The organism is Paenarthrobacter sp. NPDC089988 (assembly GCF_044748465.1).
Classification (GTDB): Bacteria; Actinomycetota; Actinomycetes; order Actinomycetales; family Micrococcaceae; genus Arthrobacter.
This window is the reverse complement of sequence record NZ_JBIVGD010000021.1, coordinates 1-20,631: the sequence shown is the minus strand read 5'-3', so window position 1 is coordinate 20,631 and position 20,631 is coordinate 1. Positions and strand designations below refer to the sequence as shown.

The window sequence follows — 20,631 nt, the reverse complement described above, 5'->3', positions numbered from 1 at the left end:
CCATGAGCACGCACCCAGAGCCCGGACAGTTGCCGGACATCAAGGCCGTACCGTTCGGTGATTCCGCGCTGATGGTCAGCGCGGCATCCGGCACGGTCGAGGAACGGCAGGCCGGCAGCCGCCGGATCCGTGAAATCCTCCTCGACGTGCGGCCCCATGGCCTGCAGGACGTAGTGGCAGGCGTCGACTCCATCCTGGTGGAGTTCGACTGCCTCGCCGTCGGCCACGCCCAGCTTGCCCAAACCATCAGGCTCGCGGCGGCTGGACGGTTCCACCAGGAAGACGGACAGGCCGACGGCAAGCACTTTGTGATTCCAATGGTGGTCAACGAAGCCTTCGCTCCGGACCTGCCGGATGTGGCCGCGGAGCTGGGCATCAGCCAGGAGGCCGTCCTTGGGCATCTTGAGGATTCGGTGCTCTCGATCAACCTCCTGGCCTCGGCCATGGCACCCATGATGGGCACCGTGCAGTTTCCCGGGCAGGTCAGCCGCTGCAGGGAACCGCGAACCAACGTGGATCCGGGATCGGTGATGGTGGCCGGAACCAACGCCATCATCCAACCCTTCCCCGGACCCACCGGCTGGAAGGTCATTGGGCGCACTCCCCTGACCATCTGCGATATCAGGGAGAATCCGCCCACGTCCTATAAGCCAGGAGACACTGTCCGGTTCAAGGTAGTCCCGGAGTCCGAGTGGGAACGCCTGGAGGGCCACTTCCTGAGGACTGATTCGTACACGATTGAAGGGGCACTCTGATGGTTGAACGCACCGTGACCCTCAAAGTCCGCGAAACTGCCTGGTTGGCCACGTTCCAGGACCTGGGCCGCGAACAGTCAGAAGCCCTTGGTGTCCCTTGCGGCGGTGCGGCCGACCAGCACTCAGCTGCGGTGGCGAACATCCTGGTGGGCAATGACCGGTCCGCTACTGTCCTGGAACTCATGGGCGGCAGGTTCGTTTTCACCACCTCCAAGCCGGTCCTGATCTCCGTCACGGGAGCTCCCGCGGACGTCACAGTCAACGGCAGCGCCGTGGCCCTGTGGCAGCCCGTCTGCGTTCCGGCGAAGGGACGCGTGGTGATCGCGAACGCCCGCGGCGGGATGCGGAACTATTTGGCGTTCAGCGGGACGCTCGTCACCGATCGCTTCATGGGCAGTGCGGCTCCCGAAGCGCGAATGGGCTTTCCGCAGCAGATCGCCGCTGGCCAGCATCTGGAACTCGGGACCACCTATTCAGGTTTCGAGCACCCCTACCTGACGCAGCCGCTGTTCCGTCTCCCGGTACCCGTTCCTTCCTTTGAAGACTCTCTGTGGAACATCGACATTGTGGAGGGTCCGGAAACGGATGCAGCGGAGGGTATCCGGGAATTGCTGGCTTCGCGTGAATACACGGTCACCGCCAAGTCCAACCACGTTGGCCTGCGGCTGGACGGCCCGGTGGTGCATCCCGAGGGACTGGGTGAAATCGTGTCCCACGGTGTACCCATCGGCGCCTTCGAGATCCCGCATGGGGACGAGCTCATCATCCTGGGCAGGTACCGGACCCTGACGGCGGGCTACCCGATTGTCGCTTTCGCTACCAAGGCCTCTTTGCCCATGTTGGGCCAAGCACGACCGGGACAGCGCATGACGTTCCGCTGGGTGACCCAGGAGCAGGCCGTCGCGGATTACCACGAGTCGCAACGCCTGCTCGGTGTCCTTGAATCACGGGTCCAGAGCCTCTTCGGCGCCGTGGACCTGCCGCACCATTCGCGGAGCGCTTCCGTCCGGGTGGCAGCCTGAGCCTCAAGGGGCCAGGAACACTTGACCTTCATGCTTCGCAAATGAGAAACTTTTCGCATATGTGATAGCTATCGCAATACTTTCCACATCTGGAGGAAACGGAACCATGGGACTTCTCGAAGGCAAAGTCGCCGTCATCACCGGCGCGGGAACGGGCATGGGCCGCTCGACGGCGGAACTGCTCGCAGCCGAAGGCGCACAGGTGGTGCTGGTGGGCCGTCGGCTTTCCGTTCTGGAGGAAGTCGCCTCGGTCATCGCGAACGACGGCGGCAAGGTCACCTCACGCGCCGCGGACATCTCATCCAAGGACGACGTCGACGCCCTGGTTGCGTGGGTTTCCGAAAACCTCGGGCCCGTGGACATCCTGGTCAACAACGCCGGGAGCGCCAGCAAGGTCCTCAACGTCCGCTGGATCAGCCAGGAGGAATGGAACGGCGTCCTGGACGTCAACCTCAACGCCGTATACCTCCTGACGCAGGCCGTACTGCCGGGCATGCTCTCCCGGAACACGGGCACCATCATCACGGTGTCCTCGCTCGCAGCGGTCAACCCGAACCTCCTGGGCGGTGCCGCCTACGGTGCAGCAAAGGCCGCGGTCCGGAACTTCATGACCTACCTCCACAACACCTTCCGCAACGAAGGACTCCGTGCCATCACCATCCTTCCCGGCGAAACAGCAACCCCCATCCTGGACAACCGCGCCAGGCCTCCCCGGAGCGAAGAACGCGACGCGATGGTCCAGCCGGAGGACGTGGCCCGCGCCATCCACCTCGTGGCCACGCTGCCGCAGCGCACGGTGGTCCAGGAGCTCGTCATCGCACCAACAGTGCAGCGCGATACCTCCGGAGACATCGAAATCAGCCGCTGGGCTGGCGCTCCCGAACAAGACCTCCCCCAGCGCTAGCAAGCCCATCAACTTTCCCTTCCCAACCAGCCGAAGCAGGACTGCCATGACCCCCGAACCATACACCGCCGTCGCAACCTTCCAGCCTTCCGAGGCCGTGCTGCGGGTCCAGCGGACATCGCTGCGTGTCCAGCAGCCCCAATCCAAAGGCGACCTCGTCTCGCTGGCCATGGGCGAACCGGACTTCGACACACCCGAACAGGTCCGCGCTGCTGCCGCCCGTGCCCTGGAAGAGGGCCACACCCACTACTCGCCGTTGCTCGGCGAGCTGGTGCTTCGCGAGGAGTTGGCTGCCCGTATCGGCCAGCTCCTCGGCGAAGTGGCCAGCCCCGCGGACGTGCTCATCACCCAGGGCGGAACGGCCGGACTGTCCGCTGCGATCCTGGGCATCGTCAATCCCGGTGACAAGGTGGTCATCCCGGACCCCACCTACTCGCTGTATGCCGACCTGGTCAGCATGGCCGGCGGCACCACTGTTGCTGTTCCGTTGGCCGATGACCTCCACTGGGACCTTGATGCCCTGGCATCCGCGCTGCAGGGCGCAAAGATGTTCGTCTTCTGCAACCCCTCCAACCCCACCGGCATTGTCCACTCGCGCCAGGAACTCGAAGCCCTCGCAGAGATGGTTGCCGGAACGGACACCCTGGTCCTCTCCGACGAGGCCTACAGCGACCTCGTCTACACCGAGGAACCCTTCACCTCCGCCCTGGAAATTCTGGGCCTGGCAGGCAGGACCATCTACTGCCAGACGTTCTCCAAGAGCTACGCCATGACCGGCTGGCGCGTCGGCTACCTGTGGGGACCCTCCGATGTCATCGCCTCCGCAGCGCGTGTACACAACACCTTCAACGGTTCCATGAACACCGCCGTGCAGCTGGCGGCGCTGACCGCACTCAAGACCTGCGGTCCTGACATCAAGCGCATGCACGCCTCCTACGCCGAACGCCGCCAACTGATGTTCGACGGCCTCAGCAAGATCCCCGGCCTCACGGTCAGCTCCCCCGAAGGCGCCTTCTACCTCTTCCCCAAGTACGACGTAGACCTCCCCGCCGCCCAGATGGTGGCCCACCTGCGCGAATTCGGCGTCGCTGTGCGTCCGGGCAGCGAGTTCGGGCGCAACGGCGAACACCACCTGCGGCTTTCCTACGCCGCCAGCGCGGAGGCGATCGTTGCCGGCGTTGAACGTCTTGCTGCAGGCCTCGCGGCCCTCAGGCAGGACGCGTGACCCTGCTCGACCCACCGGCAGGGCTGCGCGTTGACATGCAGCGAAACCGGATGCTCTTGGTTTACGCGGCCGGCCGGCTCTTCGGAGCCGGCCGCTCGGCTACCATGTCGCAAATCGCCGCGGAGGCAGGAATCTCCACGGCCACCGCCTACCGGCACTTCGCTTCAGTGGAGGATGCTTTGGCGGCCTACCGGTTCGAGGTTGGCCGTGAACTGCTGGAGTTCAGCAGAACCCAGACTTCGGCAGGCCTCGAGTTGCTGGAAGCCGTGTGCGCCAAATGGGTGCATCTTGTGGTCCAGCACGGCGAGTCCATGATCCATACGCGGTCCGCCGAGGGCTATCTGGCCCGCGTCAAGGCGGGCGCGTACTACCTGACAGTCCAGGCCGACGCCCTCGCCGTGCCCCTGCGGGAAGCCTGCCGGGAACTCGGGATCGAGCACCCAGGGGACGAGGCGCTCTTCCTGTGGAACGGCTTCTTCGACCCCCGCGAAATCAACGATCTCATCCAGAGCCTGCAGCTCACGGCCGAGCAGGCCTCCGCCCGATTGGTCAGGACCTTCACGGCCGCCCTGACAGGGTGGTCCGCTTCCAGGACCTAAGCTTGAAGAGACGAAAGGGTGCCCATCAATGCGTAGCGACACACAGCGCAACCGCCGACAACTGGTCAAGGCAGCGGGTCAGCTTTTCGCGTCCCGCCGCGGTCCCATCAGCATGACAGACGTCGCCAAGCATGCCGAAATATCCACGGCCACCGCTTACCGGCACTTTCCTTCAGTCGAGGACATCCTGGCCGAGTACCGCTTTGGCGTTGGTGAGAAACTGCGCGACTACAGCCTCAAGCAGCAGGAGCTGACCGGCGTCGAACTTTTGACCGCCGTGAGCCGCAAGTGGGTGGACCTGGTCACCCGACATGGCGGCGCCATGCTGTACACCCGTTCCGGCGAGGGCTACTTAGCCCGCCTGCGTTCCGGCGCGTTCTACCTGACTGTGCAGGCCGATGCCTTGGAGCGCCCGCTGCGCGAAGCATGCGAGGAATTGGGCCTGCCGCCGATCGGCGACGAGGCAATGTTCCTGTGGAATATCCTGTTCGACCCCCGCGAAATCCTGGACCTCATCAACACTGTGGGGCTCACCAAGGACCAGGCCACCGCGCGGCTGATTGCTGCGTTGAAGGGTGCCTTGGCGGGCTGGAGTGCGGACCGCGGACAGGCCTGAATTTCCCGTATCACCAAAAAAGCCGGACCTGTGGGCCCGGCTTTTCACTGCCTACAGGGCCACTGGCCTGATCAGTTCGCGGATTCGCTCGGCTGGCAGTGATGTCAAAGCTGCGATGCGGAAGACGTCCATGTGCCCGGCTTCCAGGCATTGCAGGACGTCGCTGCGGAGGCTCTCCACGCTTTGCTCCTTGTCCTTGAGAGCGGCCTCGAGTTGCTTCGCGACGGCGGCAAGCCCGGAAAGGTGCCATTCCTGCGGCGCCCCGGAGAAGTGGAGGTCTTGGTACGCCCCGCCGAGCCTCTTGACGTCCGCGGCCCGGATGCCGACAACCGCAGAAACGGCAGCCAGGGAAACCTTGTCCGCCAGCGCCGCGGCAATGGCCTCGTTCCGGCGGCCCAGGAGTGTACGGATATGGCTGTCGATGCGGGCACGGGGCACCCTGGACCCGGCGAGACGCAGTTCAAGGGACGTCAGCCGGGGCTGGTGGGGCGTTGCTCGCCTGCGCGGCCGCGCCTCAGCTACGTAGGTCACGGTGCGTGAGGCCCTGGACCAGGTGCCAGACAACCGCTTCATTCCGGTGCGTCGGCATAATGCTGCCTTCAAGCACCTGCAGGCTTGGGCCTACTTGGCCTACGGGAGTCCACAGGCCACTGACCGGGCAATGGCTTCCGGTTCCGGCGACGTACCGGCACCGGTGCTGGTGGCCAACTGAATGTTCTCCAACGATGCGACGCATCACATGCCTCCGGGGATTGGGGAGTTTGCTCGGAAACTCGGGGAAATCTGATGGATTAAGCGTATGTCGCACGTCACTCAAAGGCAAGAAACTTTTCTCATTTGTTTAAGTTTTCTCATGGTTGCCCGGAGGGCTGGGCGGTCCCGGGACCATAGGCGCCCACTGTGGGCCAATAGCTTTCACATATGGAAAAGCCCTTGACTGGAGCGCCCTGCGTCTGCGAATCTTTTCTCAAATATGATTTTTTGGATCATCCGTCTGCAACGGCGCGACCGGAAGGAACTTCCTCATGACCACTGCTCCCCACCCACCTATGGTTGTCATGGGCGTCTCCGGATGCGGCAAATCCACTGTCGGCTCACTGCTCGGCGAGCGGCTCGGCATGGTGTTCCAGGATGGCGACCACCTGCACCCCGCCGCCAACAAGACCAAGATGGGGGCCGGCATCCCGTTGGATGATGCGGACAGGAAACCATGGCTTGAAGAAATCGGCCGGGTACTTCGGGATTCTTCGGATGCGGGCACTCCGATGATCATCGCCTGCTCCGCCTTGAAGCGCAGTTACCGGGACCTGCTGCGGCAGCACGCTCCCGGCGTCGTTTTCGTCCACCTCAACGGCGACCGCGCGACCCTCCTGGCCCGCATGAATGCCCGCGACCACGAGTTCATGCCCTCCAGCCTCCTGGACTCGCAGCTCAGCACCCTCGAACCACTTGAACACGATGAGCAGCACGTGCTCGCAGACATCACACTCGCCCCCAGCGCCTTGGTTGATGCCATCTGCGATCGACTCTCCGTGCTCACGCTGCCGGTTGGGGCTAGCGTTGAGGGATGACCTCTGAGTACAGGTACGACGTCGATGTGCTGCACCTTTTGATCTCACCCGCGCACGCCTACTTCGGGCGGGCGCGGGAAGGAGCAGCCGACGTCCCCACTCTTGATGCCGCGACGGCGGAACTCGTTGCCGGGAAAGGTATCGTAGGCGACCGTTTCTTCGGCAAGGCCGCCCACATGGACGCAGCGGTGACGGTGTTCGCCGTCGAAGCGCTGGAGGCAATCGCAGCAGAACTCGACGCCGGCCCGTTCGATCCGCTGCTGACCCGCCGGAACGTGGTGATCCGCGGCGCCGAGCTTGCTCCGCTGCTGGGCCACGAGTTCGTCCTTGAATCGGGCGGCGATTCCGTGACTTTGAAGGCCGGACGCCCAGCCCATCCCTGCGCCTGGATGGACCAGATGCTCGCGCCGGGAGCCCACAAGGCCATGCGGGGACGGGGTGGCGTTCGCTGCCAGGTAATCTCCGGCGGGCTGCTCCACCGCGGGCCGGCCGTGCTGGTGAGCCCGGTTGTCCTCGACCCCGCGCGGGCCGGCGAGGCGACGGTGCTAAGGCCGTCGAGGCTGCCGTAGCCGGGCATCGGTCGCCCTAAGCCGTCATCCTTCGCCCTTGCCCGCGTGAATCCCGCATCAGGCAGGCGTGTACCGCCACGACCAACTTTGCGCCGGCCCCCGACGCCGACACCAATCCCACATCCGACACGCGTGTACCGCCGCGACCCACTTCCAGCCGCCACCTGACCCCGACACCAATCCCGCCTCCGGGACGCGTGTACCGCCACGACCTACTTTGGACCGGCCCCCGACGCCGACACCAATCCCACATCCGAAACACGTGTACCGCCGCGACCCACTTTGGGCTGACGACGCCCTTAATTCAACCCAATAAGGTTGGATAGAAGAGACTCGGGCGGCAAAGTAGGTCGCAGCGGCACGCCGGCCGCGGCGGAAAACGGTTGGCCGACGCTGGGTCCGGCTGCAAAGTGGGTCGTGAAGGCCCGCCAGCTGCGGCGGAAAACGGTTGGCCGACGCTGTGTCCGGCTTCAAAGTGGGTCGTGGCGGCACGCCGGCAGCAACTCTCACCGGAAGTTGCGACCAGGCTCTGTCTCATTCGGGTGGCCAACTTCGACCCTTTCAATCAGCACTCGCCCCGACCCCTTGCCCTTCTTGGCTGGCTTTACCACCGCGTACCAGATGCGGCCACTATGGGTGAACTTGTACTGATACCGCGCGTATTCCGACCCTTGGTACGTCAGGCTCTGAAACCTGCCCCGCAGGATGTAGCAAAGTCCCGGCTGTTCCAAACCTGGCGTGTTTGTCAGGTAGTCCCATGCATCAGTCAGAGCATTGCGGGCGGTGGCTCTGGCGTCCTGCCATCCTTTCTCCGCCTCACGGGTGATGAATTCAAGAACGTAATCTGTGCTTTTCCCCGGCCGTGCAACGCCGTCAGTCTTCTTCGACAAGCTACGGCCCCTCGACCACAACGGGCCGGTCGAAATAAACCAGGTCCACATTGCCAACGGGGATTCCCTCCGCCACGGCCGAGGCAGTTGCCTCCCAAGCTGAAATCACCACGCCCAACCGGCCAAAAAAGCCGACGGCCGCACAGCCTCTGGCCACGTCCACAACCTCCGCAGCGAATTCCTCCTGCTCTTCACGGGAGAGGAAAGTCAGCCAGGGGAACGGGAGGCGAAGCCGGGTCATGAAGTCCCCTTCGCCGAGCGAAGCAGCGATAAGGGCTGAAGCCAGTTGCAGGCCTTGTCGATCATTGCGATGATCGCTTGCCTTGGAAACAATGAGGTCTTCCTTGCCGCGGCGGGTCACCACAATGTCACCCTCATCGATGTGCGACAAGACCTCCTTCGGCTCGCGAAGGAGTTGTGTGAAGGTGGCGGTGGTAGTCATGGAGGATAGTTTATCTGATAAACATCAGATAAACATCCTAAGGGGAAGCGATCAGCACCGTGAACCCGGCGCCTCAAGAACGTCAGGAGGGCTCGCGCATCCTCCGCTCAGCCTCGGCAATCACCTTTTCCTGGTTGGCCAGCAGCCACGTTTCGGCTCCTTGCGAGTCCGTAAAAGGCTCCGTGATCCTGCGCGTCCCGGCTTTGCTCCATGATGAAGCGCCACATCAGCCCTGGCGGAATACCCAACAGTTCCACACTGGAACCCTTCAGCAAGGTCTGTCCAACAACGCGTTCGCTTCCCAGCTTCGAGGCAATGGCCAACCAGGTGGGCAGGTGGTTGACACCTTGTTGGGCGCCTTCGCCCCGGCCCTCTTTGTCAGCTTCAACCAGGCGGGCCCAGTCGAGAATCGAGGGCCCTCCATTGACATGATCCAGACGTCGGATCAGCCTGCGGACGGCGGAGTCAGTGATCTTCCCGCCAGGCCCCTCCGGAGTGTGGCACATGTGCTCGCGGATGAGGGGCAATATGATTCCCTCATAACGCCGGGGTGCGCCGATCTGGCGGAGGAACTGCTTCGCGGGCTCAACACCTGTGACGTTGTGGCCATTCGATGTGATCCTGCCGCTGTCAGAAATCCTGGTTGATATGGCTTTCCCAAAATCATGGGTGATGGCAGCCAAGACCAAGATGGCAGTCTCATCCGAATCCAGCCCGTCCCGGCGTGCGATACGTGCCGCCTGATCGCCAGCGAGCCCAAGATGAACATTGACATCCCCCTCTGGGTGCCATCCAGCATCCTGCGGAACACCCCTAGTTGCCGCGAGCCCTGGAAAATGGGCTTCCCAACCAGTGGCCTGGAGAGTCTCCAGGGCACGGGAGATATGAGTTCCCTTGGCGGAAAGCTTGAAGAACTCTCCCCAGATCCGCGACGCAGGCAGGTCACGGAAAGCCGGGAAAAGTTGGGCGCAGACCGTGGCGGTCTCCGGGGCCAACTGAAAGCCGAAACGGCCGCTCAGTTGGACTGCCCGGAGCACACGCAACGGATCTTCGGAGAACGCACTGCTTGTGTGCCGGAGGATTCCTGCCTCCAGATCGGCCCGGCCTCCATGCGGATCGACCAGGTGCCCGGTCGTGGCATTCCAGCCCATCGCATTGATGGTGAAGTCCCTGCGGGCGAACGCTTCCGCTTCGGAATTCCGGGCCGACAACGAAACGTCGAAGGCCTGCCCGTTCAGCGCAACGTTCACGATGCCGAAGTGTTGGCCCATTTCCATGGCCTGCCCCGGCAAGGCAGCCAAGACATTGGCCGCCGATAGGCCGTACACCTCAATGTCGATGTCCTTCGATGCCACCGACCCGCCGCCGCCGAGCGTCAGCAACGCATCCCGGACCGACCCACCGACCACCAGGGATCGACCACCAGCGGCATCCAGGGCTTCAAGGACTGTTTTGGCTTCGGGAGTGAGCTGAACCAGCTCAGGGATCGTAGTGATGATAGTTCTCGGTTCCGTAGGAGATCTTGCTTGGCTAAAGGGCTCGTACTGACTTTCTACCCCAAGTGAAGCCGCTGTGGCCGTAAGCCCGTCAGAGGTGCGTACCGCCACGACCTACTTTGGACCGGCCCCCGACGCCGACACCAATCCCACATCCGAAACACGTGTACCGCCACGACCCACTTTGGGCCGACGCAGCCCTTAGTTCAACCCAAACCAGTTGGATAGCGCTGCCTCGGGCGTCAAAGTGGGTCGTGGCAGCACCCCGGCCGCGGCGGAAAACGGTTGGCCGACGCTGTGTCCGGCGGCAAAGTAGGTCGCGAAGGCACGCCGGCCGCGGCGGAAAACGGTTGGCCGACGCTGTGTCCGGCTTCAAAGTAGGTCGTGGCGGCACGCCGGCCGCGGCGCGGAGAAGGACCGGGAGGCACGGTCCGGCAACCAAGCGGGCGATCGGCAGCAAACGGCAGCCCTCAAACCTCTGCAGCGGGGGCCGCGAACTGGGCTTCGTACAGCCTGGAATACGCGCCACCCGCAGAAAGCAGCTCAGCGTGGGTCCCTTGCTCCACGATCTGCCCGGCTTCCATCACCAGGATGAGGTCGGCATCCCGAATGGTGGAGAGCCGGTGGGCGATCACAAAGCTGGTGCGGTCCGAGCGGAGGGCACTCATGGCCTTCTGGACCAGGACCTCGGTCCGGGTATCCACTGAGCTGGTGGCCTCGTCCAGGATCAGCACCGAAGGACGGGACAGGAAGGCCCGGGCGATGGTGAGGAGCTGCTTCTCGCCAGCGGAGACGTTGCTGCCCTCGTCGTCCAGGACGGTGTCATAGCCCTCCGGGAGCGAGCGCACAAAGCGGTCAACATAGGTGGCCTGTGCAGCTTCCACGATCGAGGACTCCGAAGCATCCGGCCGTCCGTAAGCGATGTTGTCCCGGATGGTCCCGCCGAAGAGCCACGTGTCCTGGAGGACCATGCCCATCCGCGAGCGCAGTTCCTGCCGGGACATGGTGGAGATGTCCACGCCGTCCAAGGTGATCCGGCCGCCGTCGAGCTCGTAGAACCGCATCATGAGGTTCACCAGCGTGGTCTTGCCCGCGCCGGTGGGCCCAACAATGGCGATGCTCTGACCGGGCTCGGCCACCAGGTCCAGGTCCTTGATGAGCGGCTTGTCCGGTGAGTAGCTGAAGGAAACGTTCTCGAACACGAGCCGGCCCCGTCCCCCCACAGGATCAGAACCAACAGGCTCCGGAGACTCTTCCTCCTCATCCAGCAAATCGAACACCCGCTCCGCCGAGGCAACGCCGGATTGCAGCATGTTCGCCATGGATCCGAGCTGCGCCAGGGGCATGGTGAACTGGCGCGAGTACTGGATGAAGGCCTGGACGTCACCAAGCTGCATGGCACCGGAGGCGACCTGGAGGCCGCCCACCACGGCGATGCCCACGTACACCAGGTTCCCGATGAAGGTCATGGCCGGCATGATGAGGCCGCTGACGAACTGTGCCCCGAAGCTAGCCTGGTACAGCTCGGCGTTCTTGGCCCGGAAGCGTTCCTGCACCTCGTTCTGCCGGCCGAAGACCTTCACCAAGGCGTGCCCGGTGTAGGTCTCCTCGATCTGCCCGTTAAGCTCGCCGGTGTTCTTCCATTGGGCAACGAAGAGCTTCTGCGAACGCTTGGCAATCAGCACCGTGGTCCCCAAAGTCAACGGAACGGTCACCAGGGCGATCAGTGCCAGCAGCGGCGAGAGGATGAACATCATCACCAGCACACCCAGCACCGTCAGGAGGGAGGAGACCACCTGGCTGATGGATTGCTGGAGACTCTGGGAGATGTTGTCGACGTCGTTGGTGACCCGGCTGAGCAGCTCACCGCGCTGGATGGAGTCGAAGTAGCGCAGGGGCAGCCGGTGGATTTTGGCTTCGATCCGTTCGCGCAGGCGATAGACGGTCCGCTGCACGACGCCGTTGAGCACATAGGCCTGCATCCAACCGAACGCGGCGGCCAGCACATACAGCGCGAGCGCCCACAGCAGCACCGAGGACAGGGCCGCGAAGTCGATCCCAACCCCTGGTGTCAGGGTCATGGCACTGAGCATGTCGGCTTTCGCGTTGTCACCGGAGGCACGCAAACCCGCAATGACCTGATCCTTGGTGACCCCCGCGGGCAGTTGTTTGGAGACGACGCCGGCAAAGATCAGGTTGGTGCCTTCGCCCAGGAGCCGTGGGCCAATGACGTTCAACGCCACGCTGGCCACGGCAAAGATCACCACGATGGTCAGCCACATGCGTTCGGGCTGCAGCGTACCCAGCAACCGGCGGGCTGAGGCACCAAAGTTGGAGGCCTTCTCGGCGGGAACGTTCATCCCGGCGAAGGGTCCGCCCCTGCCCGGACCCATGGGAGGCCGCTGCGGGCCACGTGTCATGGTGCTCATGCTGCCTCCTCCGCTGCGAGCTGGGAAGAAACGATCTCCCGGTAGGTTTCGGAAGTCTCCAACAACTCTTCGTGCGTTCCCTGCCCAACGATCCTGCCGTCGTCGAGCACCAGGATCTGGTCCGCGTCCGCGATGCTGGAGACACGCTGGGCAATGATCACCAGGGTGGCACCGCTGGTGTGCTGCTTGAGGGCCTGGCGGAGCCGGGCATCCGTGGCGGTGTCCAGGGAGGAGAACGAGTCGTCGAAGATGTACAGCTCAGGGCGTTTCACCAAGGCCCGTGCGATGGCCAGGCGTTGGCGCTGACCACCGGAGACGTTGGTTCCGCCTTGGGAGATGGGAGCGTCCAGACCACCCTCCATCTGCTCCACAAAATCGCGGGCTTGGGCCACGGAGAGGGCCTGCCAGAGTTCATCGTCCGTGGCATCCGGTTTGCCGTACAGGAGGTTGCTGCGCACGGTCCCGGAGAAGAGGTAGGGCTTCTGCGGGACCAGGCCGATGTGCCCCCACAGCAGGTCCGGGTGCAGCTCGCGGATGTCCACGCCGTCCATGCGCACAGAACCGGAGGTCACGTCGAACAGCCGCGGCATCAGGTTCACCAGCGTGGTCTTTCCGGCTCCGGTGCTGCCGATGATCGCGGTGGTCCGGCCAGCCAACGCCGTGAAGGACACCCCGCTCAGGACCGGCTGCTCGGCACCCGGGTAGGCGAATCCGACGTCGTGCATTTCCAGTTGCCCGCTGCGGCGGCCGGTGAGGGAAACAGGGTTCGACGGCGGCAGGACACTTGAGTCGGTGTCCAGCACTTCGCCGATGCGGTCGGCGGAGACGGAGGCGCGCGGGATCATGACTGCCATGAAGGTTGCCATCATGACGGACATAAGGATCTGCATGAGGTAGCTCAGGAACGCGATCAACGTGCCCACTTGCATGGAGCCGTCCTCGATCCTGAAGGACCCGAACCAGATCACAGCAACGCTGGAAACGTTCATCACCAACATGACCACGGGGAACATGAGGCTCATCAAACGGCCGGCCCGCAGCGCAACGTCCGTGACGTCGTCGTTCGCTTTCCCAAACCGGGCCGACTCCATGTCTTCCCGCACGAACGCCCGCACCACTCGGATACCGGTGAGCTGCTCGCGGAGGACGCGGTTCACGGCGTCGATCCGGATCTGCATCTTGCGGAACAGCGGAACCATGCGCGTCACGATCAGGCCGACGCAGACAAGCAGCACCGGCACGCACACGGCAATCAGCCAGGACAACTGCGCGTCCTGACGAACGGCCATGATCACGCCGCCGATGCTCAGCATCGGGGCCGCGACCATGAGCGTGCAGGACATCAATACCAGTTGCTGGACTTGTTGAACGTCGTTGGTGGACCGCGTGATCAGCGATGCTGCACCGAACCGGGTGACCTCCTGCTCGGAGAATTCACCCACGCGGCTGAAGATCGCGTCCCGGACATCGCGTCCCATGCTCATGGCCGCCTTGGCTCCGAAGTAGACGGCCACAACAGCGCAGGCGATCTGCAGCAGGGTGATGAGGAGCATGAGTCCGCCCATGCGAAGGATGTAGCCGGTATCCCCCACGGCCACGCCGTTGTCGATGATGTCCGCGTTGAGCGTCGGCAGGTACAGCGAGGCGATCGACTGCGCGAGTTGGAAAACGACGACGGCGATCAGCAGCCTCTGGTGGGGCCGCAGAAATCGAACCAGAACCTTCCACAGCATGGGGTCTCCGAGCTTCAAGGGAGTGAACCGAAGGCCAGTTTACGTCTGGTTGCTGTGGGCAACTAGGGGAATTCAGTAGGCTGGAATGGTTCCACCCCAGAACCGCTATGAAGGGACCGAAGTCTTGGCTTACATCACCGTCGGAAACGAAAACAGCACTGAGATTGAGCTCTATTACGAGGATCACGGGTCGGGACAGGCAGTGGTGCTGATCCACGGCTACCCGCTGGATGGTTCATCCTGGGAGAAGCAGACCGCCGCACTTCTGGACGCAGGCTACCGGGTCATCACCTACGACCGCCGCGGCTTCGGCAAGTCCAGCAAGCCCACGGTTGGCTACGACTACGACACGTTCGCCGCGGACCTCAAGGCCGTCCTGGAAACCCTTGACCTGAACGACGCCGTGCTGGTGGGCTTCTCCATGGGCACTGGCGAGGTTGCCCGGTACATCGCCACGTATGGTTCCGGCCGCGTTGCCAAGGCCGTGTTCCTCGGCTCGCTGGAACCCTTCCTGTTGAAGACGGACGACAACCCGGACGGCGTTCCGCAGGACATCTTCGATGGCCTGGCCCAGGCCGTGAAGGCCGACCGTTACGCCTTCTTCACCGAGTTCTTCAAGAACTTCTACAACAGCGATACCTTCCTGGGCACCGAGCGCCTGAGCCAGGAATCCGTTGACGCGAGCTGGAACCTGGCCTCCCAGTCCGGCGCCTTTGCTTCGGTCGCCGCCCAGCCCACCTGGGTGACGGACTTCCGGGCGGACATCCCCAAGATCGATGTTCCCGCGCTGATCGTCCATGGCACGGCGGACAACATCCTGCCCATCGACGCCACGGGCCGCCGGTTCAAGGATGCCCTGCCCAGTGCCGAGTACCTGGAGATCGAGGGCGCACCGCACGGCCTCCTCTGGACACACGGAGCAGAGATCAACGAGGCCCTGCTGGGCTTCCTGAAGAAGTAACGCCCCGCATGGAAGAAGCCCCCGAAGCTGCTGCTTCGGGGGCTTCTTGCCTACTTCTTGAGCCGGAGTTTGCGCGCCTTCTTTCCGCTGCGCAGGTACTCCTTTTCGGACGCCTCGGCCGCTGCCCGTTCGGCTTCGTGGAGCAGCCCGTACGTGAAGGCTGCGTTGCCCGCGTGCTCAGCGGAGCCCAGTTTCAGAAGCTCAGCGCGGGCGACGGCACTGTCCTGGTGCTCGCCCAGGACAGTTTGAACGTTGTGGGCGGCATCGGAAAGTTTTGCTGCCCGCTTGCCCTGGATGCTTTCGACGGCGGCCGCCGCGAACCGCAGCTTCTTTGCCGCCTTCCGGACGTCATGGAACGCCTTGTCACGAGCAGGCCCGACGGCGGCGCCCACTGCTGCGTCGTGACGCTTGGCAAGGCGCTTACTCGCCTTGGTCACGAGTTTCCGGGTCGCTTTCCTCGCACCGGGAGTCGGCGTCGTGGCAACAGGCGGCGTATCGAGGAATGCCTCGAGCTCATCGAGCAGCCGGAAGTAGCGTGGGCTGTTGAGCCGCGAATGGATGGCCGCGAGCGCGGTGTCCTTCCGTACCTTCATTCGCTCATCCAGCTCATGTTGCAATGGGCCAAACACCAGTTTCCCCGGCAGCTCGTCGAGGGAGTTCCGTAGCCGCTCGTGCATGACCTCCGCATCCCTGTACCTGCCCAGGGTCTTGGCGAGGGACTGCAAACCCAATTCAAGTTCCGTTACCGGATGGGCCTTGAACAGTTTGCGGTAACTATGGAGCACGGACCTGATACGTCGGGTGAGCGAGCGCATTTGGTGGACGGAGTCATCGCGATCGAAGCGTACGTGTGCGTCCTCGAGGAGCATCTTGGCTACTTGCTGGTCAAGGTAATCCAGCACGGGAACCGCGGCGGGTCCCTTGCGGTGGGGAGTCCCGCGGTCACTCCCCCTGGCCTGCGGCCACAAATCGCCAAGGGCTGTGGCCAGTTTGGATGTCCGTTCGCTGGGGTTCGCCCCGGACTTCGCCAGGACGTCAGCGGCGGCGTCAAGGACTGATTCGCCTGCGGCGTCGTCACTGCCGTTCAGCTCGATTTCCCATTCCCGCCAGCTATGTGCGTGGCCGTCGCCGAGCGAAACCAGCGCCTGTACGTGGTCGTCGACGAACTCGGCAATCCTATGGCCGTCCTGTTGGTACAGGGGGTAGCTGGTGCGTTCCGTGGTGAGCGTGGCGATCGGGGCAACGGCGTGGCCGCGCGTGTACGCGAGGACCCTGGCCAGGAGCTCTTCGGGTACAGTCTCAGGCTGCCCCAGCGGTGCGTGGATTTCGGTGCGCCTGCCCGGGCTGAGCGGCAACTTGAGGTGCCAACCCGCATCCGGCCCACCGGTCCGTCGTCGCAGGGTTATCCTGCGGGCTGCCAAAGCCAGGCCCTGTGTATCGAAGTAGACGGCCTCCAAGGTGTGGGTGGCGGGTTCGCCCACGTGGGAGACACCCTTGATCTTGTCGAGTTTGGGGAGGGGGGTTGAGTCCTCCGCGTCGAATTTCTGCTCTACTTCCACGTTGGTGGGCTTGGCCATGGCTGCGGGTCCTTCAGGCTGGGGTCGGTCCTGTTTTTGGAGCCCACAAAGGCCGGCCCGTTCGCTTGGCCGGCCTTTGTGGGGACTGCGGGTTAAACCAATGCTCCTCCGCCTTCGTCCACATCGCCACCGGTAACGGTGCCCCGCCATGCTCCGGTTTCGTGTCCTTGGGCTTCGATGAATTTCTTGAACTTGTCCAAGTCCGCGCCAACCCGGAGGCTGTCCGCCCCGACGGCGGAGCCGGCCTTCTCGGCGAGGCCTTCCGGCTCCCACTCGATCTCCACATTCACCCGGGTCCGGCCCGTGTCCAGCGGTTCGAACGTCACAGATCCGGCGTTGCGGGGACCGTCGACGCTTGCCCAACTCACCAGGGAATCCGGGACCTGCTCAATGATCTGCGCGTTGTAATCACGCTTGACGCCGCCAATGTTGGTGGAGAAATGGAGCGCCGTCTCATCGATCTGCTGGACGGCCTCCACCCCGTTCATGAACTCCGGAAAGCTCTCGAACTGGGTCCACTGGTTGTAGGCAACAGAAACGGGGACGTCTACTTCTACTGATTTGTTTACGGTAGCCATGAATTGTTTCTCCTTCAGTGCTGTGGTGCATGTCCGCGGGCACGCTTGTTGCCCTCGTTCGGACAGCTAGCCTGCGTTGAAGTCCTCTTCATCGTCATCGTTCGGGGATTGGTCCTGCGGAAGGTTGTTCCCGCTGCCGTCGGGCAGGTCGCCGTCCGGCTCCAGGTTCTGCTCTTCGCGGGACTGCTCGTCGACCCCGCCGAAGCGGCCCGCTCCCGGCTCTCCCGCGCTGTCCGAGTCTTCCGGATCGAGGTGGCTCAGGTTGGGAGCGCCCGTGGCGTACGTTTCGCCGTCGGGGCTGTCCTGGCTCAGGCCGGCCTCGCTGAGGTCTTCTTCCACGCGGGGCTGCGCCTGGCTGCCTCCGGCTTCCTGCTCTGCTGTCGGCGTACCGTAGCCTCCAACTTCCTCGTCGGGTGTCGGATTCTGCGTGTCCATGAGACCTGTCCTTTCCATGTGGTTGAACACTTGATGGAACACTTCGAATTTATAAGGGTGCTTAGCTTCATGTCCACCGTTTACAGTAAATACTCAGCAAACTTATTATTTTGGCTCTTGAGGCACTATCGTGTGAGCTCGGATTCGTCGGATGCTGAGGATGACAGGGCTTTTACTTCATCGGGGGCAGATTCAAGCTGCTTCACCGTGTCGTCTGCAGCGGTGGTGCCGGCTGCCGCCGTCGTACGTTCCTTGATCCGCAAGTCCACAGCCAAGGCAGTGGTCCGCACGGCGGATACCGGGTCTTTCAGCGGACCTTCAGCGCTTGGCTGGTGGGAGGCTGCGCTCAGGTCGAAAGCGCTCCGGCCACCGTTGCCAGGGCGAGGAGAATCACGGCGAGATGCCACCGAAAACGGTTCACGAAGGCTGCGGAAGCTCGCATCCACCCTGCGGATCCAGGCCTGTGTAATTCAATGGCCCGGCCACAATGTTCAGGGCGATCGTGGCAAATTGTGAGCACTGGGCCGGGGGTGTGCTGTAGTAGCCACGCTGCCCCGCGGCTACCGCGCCAATAACCAGCCACACAACAACGATCAGCCCGATAATTGAACCGATACGCATTTTTCCTCAATTGCTTCGGGGACTTTCCGCACAGGGCGGAATCGGGAACGGCCGCGGGCAATATGTCCTTGCCCGCGGCCGCCAAGCCCGATCAGTCCGTCGGATTGGTTTCAGTCGTCAAACCGCGGTCATCCGCAGTCTGGTCATCCTTTTCTTCAGCCGGCCCGGGCGGGTCCGCCGACTTGCTCTCCCCAACATCGGCGGCATCATCCGAGTCCCTGCCGGACTCGGCGCCAACCGGCACCTGCGCCTGTTGTTCAGGTGAGCCAGGATCACGGGGGATCGGCTGGCCGGGCGTCGACACGCCGTCATGGACCTGGCCTGAGCCCCCGGGCTCCACGGGGTCCGAAGTCATACGCGCGACCGCCCCCGCCCGAGAACCCATCCCAGCAAAGCCAGGACAAGCAGGATAATTCCTACCCACAGCAAGAAACTAAGGGCTTGGTTGAATCCACCAACCAGCAGCAGGACGATCGCAATCACGCCTGCAATAACCAACAGTGTGTTCATAAAGCTACGCATCCCTTCAAACAAATATGTCCAGTGAGGAAGGCGTCCGCTGGAACTCCCTTCGAAGCTCTACCCCATGGCAACGGGCACCGTACGGAGAATGTCCTCTCCTTATTCCGTACTTACCCATAACGGCTGCGGTTGAAACAAAGCACCCTTTTTGGGAAGCACGTTCACAGCATCATGATAAGCATGCTTTGTGTATTGGCGAAGGAGCTCGCAGGGATATTTAAGTACCACTTCCCGCCGCACCGCCTTAGTGATCTGCCACTCAATCCGGCACCGGACGGGCGGCTCCCCCGTTGGACAAGAGACGAAGGGAGGCCCCATGCTCATCGTTCTCACCGGAATAGACGGTTCAGGGAAGACGACGGCGGCACGTGCCCTGGTTGCCGCGACCCGGGATTCAGGCAGCGCGGCACTGCTGCTCAGCAACCACGCTGCGCGACGCCGCCTCTCGAACATCAGCCGACGCATCGGCTGGGGTCTTCCGCCGCGCTTCGCAGACGCCGTGGAGACTTCCATCCGGGTGTCCAACGTTCTTGTGTCGCATGCGCGGGCCTGGTTGTTCGCCTGCCGCCACCCCCGCGGGCTGGTGGTGATGGACAGGCATCTCCATTGCCAACTGGCCCTGCGCCGAGCACACGGCCTGCGGGAGGGCCGCGTGCTTCCCTGGCTGCTGGCCCGGCTTCCGGCACCGGATGCCGTGGTGTTCATCGATGCCGCTCCCGAACTGGCCCATCATCGGGTGACTGTCCGTGGCACCGACCAGGAAACCCTGGACCACCTCACCGCTCTTCGGACTGCTTACAGCTCGATCCCGGGTTTTGCGGAATTCGTGGTTGTGGACGCCAATGGCACTCCAGGGGATGTCTTGGCGGAACTCGAACGCGTGATCGACTCGGCCCGATCCGCTGGTGCATAAGAGGGGGCCGGCAATCCGACGCTTTCCTCAGCCAACGCGTACAGGAAGCGGCTCAACGGCACCTCATCTGTGTATTCGGGACGCCACACTGGCAGGATCATCAGTTCCCCGCCGCGGTCAAGAATGATGGGGAACGTCTGCGCCTCGCGTGACGTCCCGATCGCGCCCACTTGCCGCCGGTAGCGGTGTTCCAAGGCCGACGACCCAATGGGAACCACCCACGACCCGTGGGCGGCCACCTGTACTTCGTGGAACAACGCAAGCCGGCCCGAACCATCCAAGGCCACCTCGGCAAAGGCGGTTCCGGCGTCGTGCTCCTTGGGACTGAGCTGCCCCAGAACGAAGACGCGCGGCCAACCCGCCGACTGCCGGGTGTCCACCACGGGAACCGGAGCACGGCCGGACTGCCGCAACATCGCCACCACGCCACCCACTATCTCAGCGAGCTTGGGTACCACGATCGAATCGGCGGCGGGCCTGGGCGGCGGCGCACTGGAAGGCAACGGGTTTCTGTGAATCCTGGCGTCGAAGAAGTCTCCGAACCTGCCCATGGCGGCCTCCTGGAAGGGCCCCACTGCTGAAGCCCATACACCAGACTGCAACCGAAGCCGCCGGCTGTCCAGAGCGAATTCTCGCCAGCAGCGAGGTCGCCGGAAACCTGCGGGATCGCTGGTCACCCGGTATGTATCAAGCTGTTTGTGACAGCGTGGTGGGTTGTTTGTGGTTGATGCCTGCGCTTGGTGGGATTCCGGGGGCGGTGGGCCTTCGGCGGT

Annotated in this window: 24 protein-coding genes; 11 read left to right on the top strand and 13 right to left on the bottom strand. The window is 63.4% G+C overall.

Going from position 1 to position 20,631, the window contains the following annotated elements; translation table 11 throughout:
- The first annotated feature begins 2 nt into the window (after window positions 1–2).
- The 6 genes from ACIPV6_RS20070 to ACIPV6_RS20045 all read left to right on the top strand — a co-directional run bounded on the left by ACIPV6_RS20070 (window position 3) and on the right by ACIPV6_RS20045 (window position 5,121).
- Window positions 3–755: an allophanate hydrolase subunit 1 gene (locus ACIPV6_RS20070; RefSeq protein WP_400272577.1), complete on the top strand. Its 753-nt coding sequence runs from the start codon at window positions 3–5 to the stop codon at window positions 753–755.
- Entirely contained in the window at window positions 755–1,777 is a 1,023-nt protein-coding gene (locus ACIPV6_RS20065) for a biotin-dependent carboxyltransferase family protein (protein WP_400272576.1), read from the top strand. Before ACIPV6_RS20070 ends, ACIPV6_RS20065 begins: the two co-directional genes overlap by 1 nt.
- Before the next feature lie 106 nt (window positions 1,778–1,883).
- The gene (locus ACIPV6_RS20060; protein ID WP_400272575.1) at window positions 1,884–2,681 is read left to right on the top strand and encodes an SDR family oxidoreductase; all 798 of its coding nucleotides are present in this window, start codon (window positions 1,884–1,886) and stop codon (window positions 2,679–2,681) included.
- A 46-nt stretch (window positions 2,682–2,727) separates the two neighbouring features.
- Window positions 2,728–3,906, top strand: a complete 1,179-nt coding sequence (locus ACIPV6_RS20055; protein ID WP_400272574.1) for a pyridoxal phosphate-dependent aminotransferase — start codon at window positions 2,728–2,730, stop codon at window positions 3,904–3,906.
- Window positions 3,903–4,505, top strand: a complete 603-nt coding sequence (locus ACIPV6_RS20050; RefSeq protein WP_400272573.1) for a TetR/AcrR family transcriptional regulator — start codon at window positions 3,903–3,905, stop codon at window positions 4,503–4,505. Before ACIPV6_RS20055 ends, ACIPV6_RS20050 begins: the two co-directional genes overlap by 4 nt.
- A 28-nt stretch (window positions 4,506–4,533) precedes the next feature.
- Window positions 4,534–5,121 carry a TetR/AcrR family transcriptional regulator gene (locus ACIPV6_RS20045; RefSeq protein WP_400272572.1) on the top strand — a complete coding sequence of 196 codons (588 nt, stop codon included), beginning with the start codon at window positions 4,534–4,536 and terminating at the stop codon, window positions 5,119–5,121.
- 51 nt (window positions 5,122–5,172) lie between these two features.
- Here ACIPV6_RS20045 and ACIPV6_RS20040 read toward each other — a convergent pair whose 3' ends face one another.
- Window positions 5,173–5,652, bottom strand: coding sequence for a hypothetical protein (locus tag ACIPV6_RS20040; protein WP_400272571.1), 480 nt, complete (start codon window positions 5,650–5,652; stop codon window positions 5,173–5,175).
- A 1-nt stretch (window position 5,653) separates the two neighbouring features.
- Between ACIPV6_RS20040 and ACIPV6_RS20035 the strand changes: the two genes are divergently transcribed.
- From ACIPV6_RS20035 to ACIPV6_RS20025, 3 genes are all read left to right on the top strand, one after another.
- Complete coding sequence (locus ACIPV6_RS20035) at window positions 5,654–5,833, top strand: hypothetical protein (RefSeq protein WP_400272570.1); 180 nt, start codon at window positions 5,654–5,656, stop codon at window positions 5,831–5,833.
- Between the two features lie 313 nt (window positions 5,834–6,146).
- Window positions 6,147–6,692, top strand: a complete 546-nt coding sequence (locus ACIPV6_RS20030) for a gluconokinase (protein WP_400272569.1) — start codon at window positions 6,147–6,149, stop codon at window positions 6,690–6,692.
- Window positions 6,689–7,261 (top strand): MOSC domain-containing protein, encoded by a 573-nt coding sequence (locus tag ACIPV6_RS20025; RefSeq protein WP_400272568.1) that lies wholly within the window; start codon window positions 6,689–6,691, stop codon window positions 7,259–7,261. Before ACIPV6_RS20030 ends, ACIPV6_RS20025 begins: the two co-directional genes overlap by 4 nt.
- 506 nt (window positions 7,262–7,767) lie before the next feature.
- Here the strand turns inward: ACIPV6_RS20025 and ACIPV6_RS20020 are convergent.
- The 5 genes from ACIPV6_RS20020 to ACIPV6_RS20000 form a co-directional block, all read right to left on the bottom strand.
- The gene (locus tag ACIPV6_RS20020) at window positions 7,768–8,151 is read right to left on the bottom strand and encodes a hypothetical protein (protein ID WP_400272567.1); all 384 of its coding nucleotides are present in this window, start codon (window positions 8,149–8,151) and stop codon (window positions 7,768–7,770) included.
- A gap of 1 nt (window position 8,152) precedes the next feature.
- A complete protein-coding gene (locus ACIPV6_RS20015) occupies window positions 8,153–8,593 on the bottom strand; it encodes a type II toxin-antitoxin system Phd/YefM family antitoxin (RefSeq protein WP_400272566.1) in 441 nt (146 codons plus the stop codon).
- Window positions 8,594–8,700: 107 nt separating this feature from the next.
- Complete coding sequence (locus ACIPV6_RS20010) at window positions 8,701–10,002, bottom strand: metal-dependent phosphohydrolase (RefSeq protein ID WP_400272565.1); 1,302 nt, start codon at window positions 10,000–10,002, stop codon at window positions 8,701–8,703.
- A 557-nt stretch (window positions 10,003–10,559) separates the two neighbouring features.
- Window positions 10,560–12,518: an ABC transporter ATP-binding protein gene (locus ACIPV6_RS20005; RefSeq protein WP_400272564.1), complete on the bottom strand. Its 1,959-nt coding sequence runs from the start codon at window positions 12,516–12,518 to the stop codon at window positions 10,560–10,562.
- Window positions 12,515–14,251 (bottom strand): ABC transporter ATP-binding protein, encoded by a 1,737-nt coding sequence (locus tag ACIPV6_RS20000; RefSeq protein ID WP_400272563.1) that lies wholly within the window; start codon window positions 14,249–14,251, stop codon window positions 12,515–12,517. The genes ACIPV6_RS20005 and ACIPV6_RS20000 overlap by 4 nt, the downstream gene beginning before the upstream one ends.
- A 124-nt stretch (window positions 14,252–14,375) precedes the next feature.
- On the opposite strand from ACIPV6_RS20000, the gene ACIPV6_RS19995 reads away from it, so the two are divergent.
- The gene (locus ACIPV6_RS19995; RefSeq protein ID WP_400272624.1) at window positions 14,376–15,212 is read left to right on the top strand and encodes an alpha/beta fold hydrolase; all 837 of its coding nucleotides are present in this window, start codon (window positions 14,376–14,378) and stop codon (window positions 15,210–15,212) included.
- Window positions 15,213–15,262: 50 nt separating this feature from the next.
- Here ACIPV6_RS19995 and ACIPV6_RS19990 read toward each other — a convergent pair whose 3' ends face one another.
- The 6 genes from ACIPV6_RS19990 to ACIPV6_RS19965 all read right to left on the bottom strand — a co-directional run bounded on the left by ACIPV6_RS19990 (window position 15,263) and on the right by ACIPV6_RS19965 (window position 18,778).
- Window positions 15,263–16,789 carry a CHAD domain-containing protein gene (locus tag ACIPV6_RS19990; RefSeq protein WP_400272562.1) on the bottom strand — a complete coding sequence of 509 codons (1,527 nt, stop codon included), beginning with the start codon at window positions 16,787–16,789 and terminating at the stop codon, window positions 15,263–15,265.
- 92 nt (window positions 16,790–16,881) lie between these two features.
- Window positions 16,882–17,367, bottom strand: a complete 486-nt coding sequence (locus ACIPV6_RS19985; protein ID WP_400272561.1) for an SRPBCC family protein — start codon at window positions 17,365–17,367, stop codon at window positions 16,882–16,884.
- A 66-nt stretch (window positions 17,368–17,433) separates the two neighbouring features.
- On the bottom strand, window positions 17,434–17,802 hold the full coding sequence (locus tag ACIPV6_RS19980) for a hypothetical protein (RefSeq protein WP_400272560.1): 369 nt from the start codon (window positions 17,800–17,802) through the stop codon (window positions 17,434–17,436).
- Window positions 17,803–17,927: 125 nt separating this feature from the next.
- On the bottom strand, window positions 17,928–18,209 hold the full coding sequence (locus ACIPV6_RS19975; RefSeq protein WP_400272559.1) for a hypothetical protein: 282 nt from the start codon (window positions 18,207–18,209) through the stop codon (window positions 17,928–17,930).
- Between the two features lie 10 nt (window positions 18,210–18,219).
- Window positions 18,220–18,423 carry a hypothetical protein gene (locus ACIPV6_RS19970; RefSeq protein WP_400272558.1) on the bottom strand — a complete coding sequence of 68 codons (204 nt, stop codon included), beginning with the start codon at window positions 18,421–18,423 and terminating at the stop codon, window positions 18,220–18,222.
- A gap of 91 nt (window positions 18,424–18,514) precedes the next feature.
- Window positions 18,515–18,778 carry a hypothetical protein gene (locus ACIPV6_RS19965; RefSeq protein WP_400272557.1) on the bottom strand — a complete coding sequence of 88 codons (264 nt, stop codon included), beginning with the start codon at window positions 18,776–18,778 and terminating at the stop codon, window positions 18,515–18,517.
- A gap of 483 nt (window positions 18,779–19,261) precedes the next feature.
- On the opposite strand from ACIPV6_RS19965, the gene ACIPV6_RS19960 reads away from it, so the two are divergent.
- The gene (locus tag ACIPV6_RS19960) at window positions 19,262–19,858 is read left to right on the top strand and encodes a thymidylate kinase (protein WP_400272556.1); all 597 of its coding nucleotides are present in this window, start codon (window positions 19,262–19,264) and stop codon (window positions 19,856–19,858) included.
- Here the strand turns inward: ACIPV6_RS19960 and ACIPV6_RS19955 are convergent.
- Window positions 19,741–20,409: a hypothetical protein gene (locus ACIPV6_RS19955; RefSeq protein ID WP_400272555.1), complete on the bottom strand. Its 669-nt coding sequence runs from the start codon at window positions 20,407–20,409 to the stop codon at window positions 19,741–19,743. The two genes, ACIPV6_RS19960 and ACIPV6_RS19955, sit on opposite strands and share 118 nt — an antisense overlap.
- Window positions 20,410–20,631 lie beyond the last annotated feature (222 nt).